At 69.4% G+C, this 12,273-nt stretch carries 12 protein-coding genes; 3 read left to right on the top strand and 9 right to left on the bottom strand.

Features of this window, described 5'->3' with window-relative positions; genetic code table 11:
• The first annotated feature begins 124 nt into the window (after positions 1-124).
• A complete protein-coding gene (locus tag IEY93_RS35600) occupies positions 125-1,849 on the top strand; it encodes a SulP family inorganic anion transporter (protein WP_203968601.1) in 1,725 nt (574 codons plus the stop codon).
• 293 nt (positions 1,850-2,142) lie between these two features.
• Here the strand turns inward: IEY93_RS35600 and IEY93_RS35595 are convergent, their stop codons facing one another.
• The 9 genes from IEY93_RS35595 to IEY93_RS35555 form a co-directional block, all read right to left on the bottom strand.
• Positions 2,143-3,378 carry an iron-containing alcohol dehydrogenase gene (locus IEY93_RS35595; protein ID WP_189167578.1) on the bottom strand — a complete coding sequence of 412 codons (1,236 nt, stop codon included), beginning with the start codon at positions 3,376-3,378 and terminating at the stop codon, positions 2,143-2,145.
• 1 nt (position 3,379) lies between these two features.
• Positions 3,380-3,643 (bottom strand): hypothetical protein, encoded by a 264-nt coding sequence (locus IEY93_RS35590; protein ID WP_189167577.1) that lies wholly within the window; start codon positions 3,641-3,643, stop codon positions 3,380-3,382.
• A complete protein-coding gene (locus IEY93_RS35585) occupies positions 3,640-5,100 on the bottom strand; it encodes an NAD-dependent succinate-semialdehyde dehydrogenase (protein WP_189167576.1) in 1,461 nt (486 codons plus the stop codon). Before IEY93_RS35585 ends, IEY93_RS35590 begins: the two co-directional genes overlap by 4 nt.
• Positions 5,101-5,176: 76 nt before the next feature.
• Positions 5,177-5,332 carry a hypothetical protein gene (locus tag IEY93_RS35580; protein WP_189167575.1) on the bottom strand — a complete coding sequence of 52 codons (156 nt, stop codon included), beginning with the start codon at positions 5,330-5,332 and terminating at the stop codon, positions 5,177-5,179.
• A gap of 35 nt (positions 5,333-5,367) precedes the next feature.
• Positions 5,368-6,444 (bottom strand): ABC transporter ATP-binding protein, encoded by a 1,077-nt coding sequence (locus IEY93_RS35575; RefSeq protein WP_189167574.1) that lies wholly within the window; start codon positions 6,442-6,444, stop codon positions 5,368-5,370.
• Positions 6,444-7,511, bottom strand: a complete 1,068-nt coding sequence (locus tag IEY93_RS35570) for an ABC transporter ATP-binding protein (protein WP_189167573.1) — start codon at positions 7,509-7,511, stop codon at positions 6,444-6,446. Before IEY93_RS35570 ends, IEY93_RS35575 begins: the two co-directional genes overlap by 1 nt.
• A complete protein-coding gene (locus IEY93_RS35565) occupies positions 7,511-8,422 on the bottom strand; it encodes a carbohydrate ABC transporter permease (RefSeq protein WP_189167572.1) in 912 nt (303 codons plus the stop codon). The genes IEY93_RS35570 and IEY93_RS35565 overlap by 1 nt, the downstream gene beginning before the upstream one ends.
• Positions 8,422-9,372 carry a carbohydrate ABC transporter permease gene (locus tag IEY93_RS35560; RefSeq protein ID WP_189167571.1) on the bottom strand — a complete coding sequence of 317 codons (951 nt, stop codon included), beginning with the start codon at positions 9,370-9,372 and terminating at the stop codon, positions 8,422-8,424. The genes IEY93_RS35565 and IEY93_RS35560 overlap by 1 nt, the downstream gene beginning before the upstream one ends.
• Complete coding sequence (locus IEY93_RS35555; RefSeq protein WP_189167570.1) at positions 9,369-10,787, bottom strand: extracellular solute-binding protein; 1,419 nt, start codon at positions 10,785-10,787, stop codon at positions 9,369-9,371. Before IEY93_RS35555 ends, IEY93_RS35560 begins: the two co-directional genes overlap by 4 nt.
• Positions 10,788-11,176: 389 nt before the next feature.
• Here IEY93_RS35555 and IEY93_RS35550 point away from each other — a divergent pair, with 389 nt between their 5' ends.
• Positions 11,177-11,911 (top strand): GntR family transcriptional regulator, encoded by a 735-nt coding sequence (locus IEY93_RS35550; protein WP_189167569.1) that lies wholly within the window; start codon positions 11,177-11,179, stop codon positions 11,909-11,911.
• Between the two features lie 101 nt (positions 11,912-12,012).
• Positions 12,013-12,273, top strand: a 261-nt coding sequence (locus tag IEY93_RS39005) for a DJ-1/PfpI family protein (protein ID WP_229691741.1), incomplete at its 3' end; no start/stop codon positions are given.

The raw sequence follows: 12,273 nt of genomic DNA, 5'->3' as shown, positions 1-12,273 counted from the left end.
GGCCGACCGTGGTGTACGAGCTGGCCGGGGCCGATGTGTCGGAGATGATGCGGGCGGCCCGCCGGATCCTCACCGAAGTGCTGGCCGACCAGCACGAGTTGCTCGCCGAACTGGAACAGACGACTTGAGCCTGTACCTTGTGGTGCGCCGGCTCGCGGATCTGCTGCCCGGACGGTCGGACTGGGCGGCCGCGCGTCACTCGCCGGGCCGGGACCTGGTGGCCGGGCTGATCGTCGCGGTGGTGGCGTTGCCCCTGGCACTGGCGTTCGGGGTCTCCTCCGGGCTCGGCGCCCAGGCCGGATTGGTGACCGCCATCGTCGCCGGAGCCCTCGCGGCGGTGTTCGGCGGCAGCAACCTGCAGGTGTCCGGCCCGACCGGCGCGATGACGGTCGTGCTCGTGCCGATCGTGCACACCTACGGCTCCGGCGGAGTACTGATGGTCGGCCTGATGGCCGGGCTGGTCCTGCTGGCCCTGGCCGCGCTGCGGGTGGGACGGTTCGCCCAGTTCCTGCCGATGTCGGTGATCGAGGGGTTCACCGCCGGCATCGCGGTGGTCATCGCGCTGCAGCAGGTCCCAGCGGCGCTCGGCGTGGCGGCCGCAGACGGCGAGAAGGTGTGGCAGGTCGCGGCCTCGGCGGTGGCGCGCTTCGCGGCCCATCCGACCTGGGCCGCGCCGGTCACGGCGTTGCTGGTGGCCGCCTTGATGCTGGCCGGCGCCCGGCTGCGGCCCGGTGTCCCGTTCTCGCTCATCGGGGTCGCGGCCGCGACGCTGGGCGTTCAGGTGTTCTCGCTCGATGTCACCCGGATCGGGACGCTGCCGGCCGGGCTGCCCGCTCCTTCGCTCGGGTTCTTCGATCCCGGCATGGTGGGAACGCTCCTGCCGTCCGCGCTGGCGGTGGCGGCGCTGGCCGCACTGGAGAGCCTGCTGTGCGCCACCGTCGCCGACGCGATGAGCGTCGGTGAGAGACACGATCCCGATCGGGAGCTGTTCGGACAGGGCATCGCCAACCTCGCCGCGCCCGTCCTCGGCGGCGTTCCGGCGACCGCCGCGATCGCCCGCACCGCGGTCAACGTGCGCGCCGGGGCCCGGTCCCGGCTGGCCGCGCTCACCCACGCCGCCGTCCTGGCCGCCATCGTGCTCGCCGCCGGTCCCCTGGTCGCCCGGATCCCGCTCGCGGCGCTCGCCGGGGTGCTACTGGCCACCACTGTCCGCATGGTCGAGGTCGGCTCCTTGCGCGCGCTGGTCCGCGCGACCCGCGGCGACGCCGTCGTGCTGGCCCTGACGTTCGCCGTGACCGTCGCCTTCGACCTCATCACCGCGGTGACCGTGGGTCTGGGCCTGGCCGTGGTGCTCGCGCTGCGCGCGGTCGCCCGGACCTCCCGGCTGGAGCAGGTCCCACTCGACGCGGGTGACCACAGCGCGGAGGAACGGCGGCTGCTGAGCGAGCACATCGTCGCCTACCGGTTCGACGGGCCGCTGTTCTTCGCCGCGGCCCACCGCTTCCTGCTGGAGCTGTCCGAGGTCGCCGACGTCCGCGTGGTCATCTTGCGGATGTCACGGATCACCACCCTGGACGCCACCGGCGCCCACATCCTCGGTGACGCCATCACCCGCATGGAACGCCGTGGCATCACCGTCCTGATCTCCGGTATCAAACCCGGGCACTCCCAGGTCCTGGCCGCTCTCGGCATCGCCGACCATCTTCACCGCGACGGCCTGGTCTTCCCCGACACCCCCACCGCCATCACCCACGCCCGCATCCTCCTGCACCACCACGGGCTTCTGCCGGGCCCGGCCCCACGGGGCGATCGGCCGACCGTCGAAGCCGATCTCGGTCCGTCCGGCTGATCCACTTTTGGGTGATGGGCTCAGGTGACGAGGGGGGCCGGAGTGACAGTGAGGATTGCCTGGTCATCACATCGGGTGGCGGGCATCGGCGGCCGGGAACGGGCCCGACGCCGGATTCCGGTCGATCGCCCCGTACGACATTGATCTGGGGGGGGTTTTGTGGCCGTGGCCGGCCCGGTGGGCGCGCAGCTGTGCGCCAGGCCTGGGAATGGGCGGCTCCCATCGCGGCGTAGCCGGTAGTTCCGCTACCCAGGGTGGGGCCGGGAACTCGTCGTCATGGGGAAGGCCCGTCACTATCGCCGGCCCGGAGTCCGGAGGTGCCGGGTCCGGTCCCCGGTCCAGGCCGCTTCGAGGATCGCGGTCAGGCTGGCGGTGTCGGTCGGGCCCGGATGGTTCTGGATCAAGCGGGTGACGCCACTGGCCATCTCCGCGAAGCGCGGGAGGTCGGCGCGTGCCACGCCGATGTCCGCCAGGGTGGCAGGGATGCCGATGTCGGCAAGGAGCCCGTCGAGCCAGGTGAGGAACGTATCCGCGGCCTCGGCATCCGAGGCGTCGGTCACCTCGAGCCCGCACACCCTGGCGAGGACGGCCAACCGATCGCCGATGGCATCCTCGGCCGCGTCCAGCGCGTAGGGCAGCAGCAGCCCGACGCCCAGGCCGTGCGGCGTGTGGGTGGCCGCGCCGATGGGGTACTGGAGGGCGTGCGGAGCCGCGTTGCCCGCGTGGGAGAACGCGAGCCCGGCCAGCATGGACCCATACGACATGTCCGCGCGCGCGTCCTTGTCGCCTCCGTCCCTGACGACACGGGGCAGGCTGCGGGCGATCCGCTCCGCGGCCAGCAGCGCGTAGTGATCGGTGATCGGGTTGCGGCCGAGGAAGACCTGCTCCACCAGGTCGCGCGGTCCGTGGGCCCGAGGGCGCGCGGTGTAGCTCTCCACCGCGTGACAGAACGCGTCGATGCCGGAGTGGGCGGTGACGGTCGCAGGGCAGGTGTAGGTGAGCTCGGGGTCGACGATGGCGAAATCGGGCACGATGTGGACGCTGGAGACCCCCACCTTCAGCTCGCGGTCCGGGTCGGTCAGCACCGAGACGGGCGTGAGCTCGGAGCCGGTGCCCGACGTCGTCGGGACCGCGACGAGAGGAATCGTCGGCCCTGGCACCTTCGACTCGCCGTAGAAGTCGCGTGGCGTCCCACCGTGGCATCGGATGACGCCGACGATTTTGGCGAGGTCGATCACCGTGCCACCCCCGATGGCGAGGATCACGTCGGCGTCCACCTCTGCGGCGACCGAGACGGCCAGGGCGACATCGGTGAGCGGCACGTCCGGAGTCGCGTCGGCGAACACTCCGACGACCGCGACCTTCTTCCGCACGGCGGCCACGATCTCGGCCACGCCCGGCTGATCCAGAAGAACCCGGTCGGTCACGATGAGGACGCGCGACCCGCACTCGGCCACCACTCGTGGGATGTTCTGCGCGACCCCTTCGCCCACTATCAGCTGGCGTGGTCCGCGGACGGTCTCAAGCATGTCAGTGCCTCTCTGGAACGTCGGCGGTGATTCGCGGGGCGGTCGTCCAGGTCACCTGCGAGACCGGGACGGCGTCGGCAAGGTCGGCCGCCGGGTGGCGCAGGCGCGCCGCGGCTGTGGCGCGCACACCGGCGGCGTCCCCGGGTGCCGGCGGACTCGTGCCGACCATGGCCCGGGTCCCGCCCCAGGTGTGGAGGCCGGTCAGGTCAGGTGTGCACAGGGCGCGGTGATCCTCGGCGGGCACCCGGAGCACCAGGCCGGTCACGGTAGGTCGATCGCCGCGTAGGTGACGTCGAGGTACTCAAGGATGCCCTCGTGCGACCCCTCCTTGCCGATCCCGGACTGCTTCACGCCTCCGAACGGAGCCGACGGGTCGGAGATCAGGCCACGGTTGATGCCGACCATCCCCGTCTCCAGCCCCTCGGCGAACCGGAGCGCCCGCTGGAGGTCACGGGTGAAGACGTATCCGACCAGGCCGTGCTCGGTGTCGTTGGCCTTCGCGATCACCTCGTCGTCGGAGGTGAACGAGATGATCGGCGCCACCGGGCCGAAGATCTCCTCCTCCAGCATCCGCGCGTCGTCGGGCACGTCGACCAGGACCGTGGGCGGGTAGAAGTGGCCCGGCCCGTCCGGACGCTCGCCGCCCACCAGGACACGGGCGCCGCGATCGACCGCGTCGGCGACGAGCTCGTCGATCTTGGCGACCGAGGCCTCGTCGATCAACGCCCCGACGTCCACGCCGTCGTCGAGCCCATGGCCCACCGAGAGCGCGCTCATCCGCTCGGCGAAGCGCGCCGTGAACTCCTCGCGCACCGCCTCCTCGACGTAGATGCGGTTGGCCGCGATGCAGGACTCCCCGATGTTGCGCATCTTGGCCACCATGGCACCGTCGAGCGCGACGTCCAGATCCGCGTCGGCGCACACGATCAAGGCCGCGTTGCCGCCCAGTTCCATGGAGGTGCGCAGCACGTTGTCCGCCGCCTGCCGTAGCAGCACGCGCCCGACCTCGGTCGACCCGGTGAACGAGAGCTTGCGGGTCCTGCGGTCGGCCAGCAGTGCCGAGACCACCTCGCCGGAACGCTTGGTCGTCACGACGTTGACGACGCCCGGGGGGACGCCGACCTCCTCCATGATGCGGGCCAGCAGCAGCATGGTGAGTGGCGTCTGGGCCGCCGGCTTGGTGATCGTCGTGCAGCCCGCCGCCAGCGCGGGAGCGATCTTGCGGGCCCCCATGGCCAGCGGGAAGTTCCAGGGGGTCACGAAGACGCACGGTCCGACCGGTTTCGGCACGGTGAGGATGCGATATCCACCGCCGGGTGCGGTGTTGTAGCGGCCCTCGACGCGCACCGCCTCCTCGGCGAACCAGCGGAAGAACTCGGCGCCGTAGGCCACCTCTGCCCGGGCCTCGGCGAGCGGCTTGCCCATCTCGAGCGTGATCAGCCGGGCGACCTGCTCGGATCGTTCGGTCAGTGCCCGGTAGGTCGCGGTCAGCAACTCTGATCGTCTTCGCGGCGGGGTCGCCGCCCACTGCGCCATCGCCGTGCTCGCCGCGTCCAGAGCGGCGAGCCCGTCGACGACGCCGGCGTCCGCCACCTCGGCGATGGTCTTGCCGGTGGCCGGGTCCTCGACGGCGAAGGTGGCTCCGCCGGCGGCGTCGCGCCAGGCGCCGCCGATCCGGAGCCGCCGGTGCTCGGGGGCCAGGACGTTCATCGGGTCACTCATCGCGTCGCCTCCTGTGATGTTCTTGGTGATGTCCGGCGTGACCTCGGCGATCGCGCCACGGGCGTTGACGAACGGGTCACACGACCTCGTCGGGGCCGAGGTCGCCGAGCGGGTCGAACGTGGCCTTGGCCCCGGCCGCAGGCCGACGCCCCGCGCCTTCTTTCGGCCATGGCCGCTTCAGCGTCGTCGGGCCGTGCTCACCGGTGACGGTCCGCCGAAGCCCGATCGCCACATGCGGGCGCATGGTGACGTCGCCCCCCTGCGCGGTTACCTCCCGGCCTCGGACAGCGCCAGCCCGGTGCCCGCGTCGAACAGGTGCGCACGGTCCAGGTCGACCGTGACATGCAGCCGCTCGCCCGGCGTACCGGTGACGGTGGGCCGGGCCTTGACCTTGAGGATCTCCGTCCCCACTCGGACGTCGACCACCGTCCGGTCACCGAGCGGCTCAAGGCCGTAGAGCTCACCCGGCAACGACGCCTCCCCACGCTGCTCGACGGACAGGTCCTCCGCGCGCAGGCCCAGCAGCAGCGGACGACCGTCCTCAGCCGTGGTCCAGCGGGGCCGCGGCAGCGTCCAGCCGTCCGCCCCGACCAGACGGTCTCCCTCGGCGTGGCAGGGGAGCAGGCTGATCGGCGGGCTCCCGACGAAGCCCGCGACCCACTGGTTGGCCGGGCGCTCGTACACCTCGGCCGGCGTTCCGACCTGTTGCACCTTCCCCTCCTTGAGGACCGCGACCTGGTCGGCCATGGACAGGGCCTCGACCTGGTCGTTGGTCACGTAGATGAAGGTTCCGCCGAGGCTGCGGTGGATGCGGGTGAGCTCGGTGCGCATCTCGACGCGGAGCTTGAGGTCGAGGTTCGTCAGTGGCTCGTCCATGAGGAACGCGCGCGGGCGGCGGACCAGTGCCCGGGCCAGGGCGACACGCTGCATCTCGCCGCCCGACATCTGCGCGGGACGACGCTGCAGCAGACGTTCGATGTGCAGCAGGCTGGACATCCGCTCGACGGCGGCGGCGATCTCGCTCGAAGAACAGCGGCGTGCCCGCAGCGGCGAGGCGATGTTCTCGTACGCCGTGCGCCGCGGGTAGAGGGCGTAGCTCTGGAAGACCATGGCCAGGTCGCGCGCGGCCGGGGAGTCACCGGTCGCGTCCTTCCCGTCCAGATGCACCGACCCGGCGTCGAGCTTCTCAAGGCCGGCGATCGCTCGCAGGGTCGTCGTCTTGCCTGCCCCGGAGGGCCCGAGCACGACGAAGAACGAGCCGTCCGGCACGTCCAGCGTCACCCCGTCCAGGGCCTGGACCTTGCCGAAGGACTTGCGCAGCCCGTGCACTGCCACGGTTCCCATCAGGCCACCAGCTCTTCCGTGCTCACGTCGTAGACCGGCGGGGGCCCGCCGCTGTGCCGCAGCCCGACCGGTGCGTCAGCGGCGAAACGGACGGTCGGTGGCATCCGGACCCGTACGTCGCGCCGGCCGTCGTGGTCGACCACGTAGATGATCTCGTCGCCCAGCCACTCCGCCGAGACCACGCGGGCCGGGACCGAACCCTCCGCCCCTGGTTCGGTGACTTCCAGCGCCTCCGGCCGGACGCCCGCGACCAGGCGACGGTCGCGCGGCAGGTTCGGCGGTGGCGTGAGGACCAGTCCGCTCTGAGCGCGCAGCTTCCCGTCGGCCACCTCCACCTCGATCAGGTTCATCGGCGGGGAGCCGATGAACGCGGCGCAGAAGAGACTCGCCGGACGGTCGTAGACCTCCAGCGGCGTGCCGATCTGCTCGACGCGTCCCTTGTTGAGGATGGCGATCCTGTGACCGAGCGACATCGCCTCGACCTGGTCGTGGGTGACGTAGACCATCGTCGTCCCCAGTTCCCCCTGCAGGTGCTTGATCTCCGTGCGCATGTCCGCCCGCAGTTCCGCGTCCAGATTGGTGAGCGGTTCGTCCATGAGGAACGCGCGCGGTCGTCGCACCAGGGCGCGGGCAAGCGCGACGCGCTGCTGCTCCCCGCCGGACAGCCGGTGCGGCCGCCGGTCCAGGAGCGGGCCGAGCCGCATCAGCCGGGCGGCCTCGTCGACCCGCTCCTGCACCTCCGCCTTGGGAAGTCCCTCGGCCCGCAGGGGGAACGCCAGGTTGTCGCGGGTTCTCAGGTGCGGGTAGAGAGCGTAGAACTGGAACACCATGGCGATGTCGCGCTCGGCGGGCGGCAGGTCGTTGACCAGCGTCTCGCCGATGTGGATGTCGCCCGTCGTCTGCCGCTCCAGTCCGGCTATGGCCCGCAGCGTGGTGGTCTTGCCGCATCCCGAAGGGCCGAGCATCACGAACAGCTCGCCGTCGGCGATGGACAAATCCACCTGCTCGACCGCGACCGTCCCGTCCGGGTAGCGCTTGTGCAGTGCGGTCACCTCGATGCCCGCCATCAGCGTCGCACCGCCCCGAGCGTCACACCGGCGACCAGGTGCTTGCGCACCAGGTAGGCGAAGACGAGCACCGGCAGGGCGAACACTATGGAGGCGGCGGCCACCAGACCCCAGTCCACGGTGGTTCCACCGATGAGGCCGGCGATGGCGGGTGGGGCCGTCCGCACGCTGTCACTGGAGGTGAGGAAGATGGCGAACACGAACTCGTTCCACGAGAAGATGAGTGCGAAGACCGCCGTGGCGGCGATGCCGGGCAGCAGCAGGGGAAGGGTGAAGCGCCAGAACGCCTGCAGGCGGGTGTAGCCGTCGAGCATGGCGGCGTCCTCGTACTCGGCGGGCACCTCGTCGACGAACCCCTTCATCATCCAGATCGTGAACGGGACGTTGAACGCGGTGTAGATGAGGATCAGGCCGAGCTTGTTGTCGATGAGCCCGACCTGGCGGTACATGAGGAAGATCGGGATCACGACCACCACGGGCGGCATGAAGCGGGTGGACAGGATGAAGAACAGCTGGTCCTTCTTGGCCTTCACCGAGAAGCGTGAGTAGGCCCAGGCCGCCGGGACCCCCAGCACGGTGGCCAGCGCCGTGGAGACCCCGGCGACCACGACGGAGTTGAGGAACGCGGCGGACAAGGCCGAGCGACCGCCGCCGGAGGCGACGAACACGTCCTTGAAATGGTCCAAAGTGACCTTGAAGCCGAAGAACTTGGCCGGGATGGCGTAGACGTCCCGGTTCTCCTTGATGGACGTCTCGATCATCCACAGCACCGGGAAGAGCATCACGACGGCCAGCACGGCCAGCAGCGCGACCTCCAGTACCGCGCGGCCCCGGCCGCCGAAGCGGCGCGCGGGAGGCGTGTGATCCCGGGCAGGACCCGTGGACACGGCCTCGTCGACGGAGATGGCCATCAGTCCTCCTTGAGCTTGTTCAAGTAACGCAGGTAGAGCTGCGTGAGGACGATGACGATGAGGACCATGAGGATCCCGTACGCCGAGGCGGTTCCGGTGTTGAAGCCCAGGAACGCGACCTTGTAGACGTGGAACGACAGCGTCTCGGTGGAGACCCCCGGACCTCCGCTGGTGAGGATGTAGACGAGGTCGAACAGCCGGAAGGCCTCGATGGCCCTGAACAACACGGCGATGAGCAGCAGTGGCCACACCAGCGGAAGAGTGATGGTGCGGAATCGGAACCACTCGGACGCCCGGTCGATCGAGGCGGCCTCGTACAGGTACTTGGGCACCGCGGTGAGGCCGGCGAGTGCGATGAGCATGATGAACGGCGTCCATTGCCAGGTGTCGACCACGATCAGGGAGAACAATGCCGTCCGCTGCCGGGTGAGCCACTCCACCTGCTCCAGGCCGAGCGAGCCGAGCATGCTGTTGATCACGCCGAACTGCGCGTCGAGCATGAATCGCCAGAACAGCCCGACCACGACCGGCGACAGCATCATCGGAACCAGGAACAGCGTGGTCAGCAGTCCTCGCCCGTGCGTGCGCCGTGAGATCAGGTAGGCGATGGTGAAACCGAGCACGGTCTGCAGGACGACCGCGCCGACCACGTAGATCAACGTCGTCAAGGCCCTCAGGTGGACCTGTGCCGAAGTCAGGATGGCGGTGTAGTTCTCGAACCACACGAAATGGGCGGCCCCCCCGCGGGTGGCCGAGTAGTCGGTGAACGACAGGTACAACGCCCACAGCAGCGGGAACACCGACATGGCGAGCAACAGCAGCAACGCGGGGGAGATGAAGGCCACGGCGAGCCAGCGGTCGCTCAACCGGCGGGACCCGCCCGGGGCAGGCGGCGTCGCGGACGCCACCTGCCCGGGGTGGTCGGTCGTCAGGGGGACGGGGTCACTCACAGCCCGCCGCCGCCCTTACCGCCGCTGGAGTCGAGCACGCGCTGCTGCTCCTTGGCGATGTCGTCGAGCGCGTCCTTCGGCTTCTTCGCGCCGTTGAGAGCCGCGTTCACGTTGGTGTTCTCAATGTCGACGAGGCGCGCGTACTCGGGCACGTTCCACATGTCCCGCATCCGCGGAACCGAGTCGGCGTACACCTTGTTGAACGGGCCGGCGTTGAGGAACTCGGGCGACTGCAGGGCGTCCGTGCGCGAGGGCACGCCACCGGCGGCGGCCCACTTCTTCTGGACGTCGGCCTGCTCGAACCACTTCATGAAGTTCAGGGCCTCTGCCTGGTTGGCCTCGGCGGAGTAGGCCGACACGTGCATCCCCATGCCACCGAGGGGCACCAGGTTCGTCTTCTGGGTCGGCAGGGTGGCGAAACCCAGCTTGCCGAGAATCTCCTCCCGCGTGGCGCCGAGCGTCGACTCCTTCGGGTCGAGCAGGCCGCCGCTCGCGGCGATCCAGTTGAACGCGATGCACGCCTTGCCCTGGGCGACCGCGGCGTTCACCTCGTCGATGAACCAGTTGCCGGAGCCCTTGGCGGTCAGCGGCTTCATCTTGTTGACCAGGACGTCCATCGCCTCCTGGCCCGCGGCGTCGTTCAGGACGCCCTCGATCTTGCGCGACTTGGCGTCCCACAGGTTGCCGCCGTAAACGCCGTTGACCGTGTTGTAGGTCACGGCCGCGGCGTCGGAGCCGTTGGCCTGGTGGAAGGCCAGCCCGCTGACGCCAGGGTTCTCCGACTGGCACTTCTCGGCGGCCGAGATCATCTCGTCCCAGGTCTGCGGCGGCTTGTCGCCGATCAGGTCCTTGCGGTAGATCATCGTCCAGGTGTCGCCGAGCAGCGGCAGCCCGTACAGGCTGGCGTTCTCGTCCCGCTTGCCGGTCTCCGCCTGGGGGAACTGGCCGTAGGCCGCCAGCAGGTACGGGTTGTAGGCCTTGACGTCGATGTTCTTCTTGACGAAGTCGGTGAGGTCGAGGATGTTGCCGTTCGTCACGGCCTCGCCGATGTGCTGCGAGTCCAGGATCGCGATGTCGAAGTCGGTCTTGTGCGCGGCGAACTGGGTGAACATCGCGTCGTGCCAGTTCGCGTTCGGCACGGTCTTGACCTTGACGGTGACGTTCGGCCGCTCCTTTTTGTACTCCGCGTTCGCGAATGCTTCTAGCGCCTGGGCAGGGGGCCACTCGAACCAGATGAAGCTGAGGGTCAGCGGGTCCTTGGTGAGCTCCGGGATGGCCGCCGGTGCCTTGGGGGCGCTCGCGCCGTCGTCCTGGCCGCACGCCGCCATGGTCGTGGCCAGCAGCATGGCCGCCGTCGCCAGCTGCACCTTTCGCCGGGGAACGGACAGTCGTCCTATTCGCTTCGGATACCGCATCTTCTTGCCTGCTTTCTGGGTGGGGACCTCTGGAGCCTTGCGTGCTTCGCCGAGCAGTTGCTGGGTTGTTCAGGCGTGTTGCCGGCTGTCGCAGGGGCTGGCCCGCGGACCGGCGTCACGAGTACGCCGCGACGTAATAGGGCTTCAAGCAGTAGAGATGCCCTTCGGTCCTCGTACGGTTCGGCGGCGAACCGATGAGGACGTCGAGCATGCTCATGGGAGCTCCAACTGATCGAAGCGGAGCGATGGCGGGCGGTTCCGCGAGGGGTGAAGGATGGCCGACATCCGTCACCTTTCCTATACGATCCAAGTGGGAGCGTCAGCATCCCGCAGCGTTGCGACCGATGTCAACAGGTTCCCGAAGACGCAAGGAAGGACCTCACGTCACGATGGACGACGAAGTGATGATCGTGCGGCGCCGTGGGGCCACGACGGGCGGAACGCCGCCGGGGAGATCTCGCGGCCGGCTCGCCGACGAGGTGTACGACACGCTGCTCGGACAGCTGATGTCGCTACGGATCGAGCCCGGCTCCCGCGTCACGATCGACGTCCTGGCGCGAGAGCTCGGGGTCTCGCAGACGCCGATCCGAGACGCTCTCAACCGCATGGAGGCCGAGGGCCTGGTCGTGCGGGTGCCCCATGCCGGCTATCGCATTCCGCCGCAGATCACCCGCCACCGATTCGAGGATCTGCTCGAGCTGCGCCTGCTGCTGGAGCCGGCGGCGGCGCGCAGATCCGCCGAACGCGCATCCTTGCAGCAGGTGGCCGGTCTGCGCCGGTTGCTGGAGGAGATGGCGGAGCTGGAGGAGGGCAACGGGCCCATGGCCTATGGCGCCTTCGGGCTACGCGACGCCGCTTTTCACGACCTGGTCGCCCTGAGCGCGGCGAACCAGGTCATCCGCGAAGCGCTCGCTCGCCTGCACACGCACGTGCACCTGTTCCGGCTTCTCCACGACACCCAGGTCACTCACTTGGCCATGGCCGAGCACGAAGAAGTCCTGACCGCGATCGCCGCGCGTGACCCCGACGCGGCCGCCTACGCCATGCGTAGGCACATCCTGCTGTCCGGCGAGCGGTTCCGCCGGTTGTTCGACGATGTCAAGGACGCGGACGAAATGGCGTAAAGGCTTGACGGGCGGGCTGGGCGGAGGAATGCTGACCCAGTCGGATCGGATTGGATCGGATTTGATCCACCGCGCCCGTCCCCCGTTGCGAGGAGAAGCAGGTGCCCAGAGCGCTGCTCCTGACCGGCGATGCCGCCGAGGAGCTCGACACCATGTATCCCTACTATCGCGTGCAGGAGGGCGGCTGGGACGTTGACGTCTCGTCGCGGACGATGCGTGACGTTCAGCTGGTCATCCATGAGTTCGACCCGAACTCCGATGCCTATGTGGAGAAGAACGGCCGGAAGTTGCCGGTCGATGTGCCGTGGGCGGAGGTCGATGTGGAGCGTTATGACGCTCTGATCATTCCTGGGGGGCGTGCG

It is taken from the genome of Sphaerisporangium melleum, assembly GCF_014646695.1.
GTDB lineage: Bacteria > Actinomycetota > Actinomycetes > Streptosporangiales > Streptosporangiaceae > Sphaerisporangium > Sphaerisporangium melleum.
This window is presented reverse-complemented; position numbering and strand designations above follow the sequence as displayed.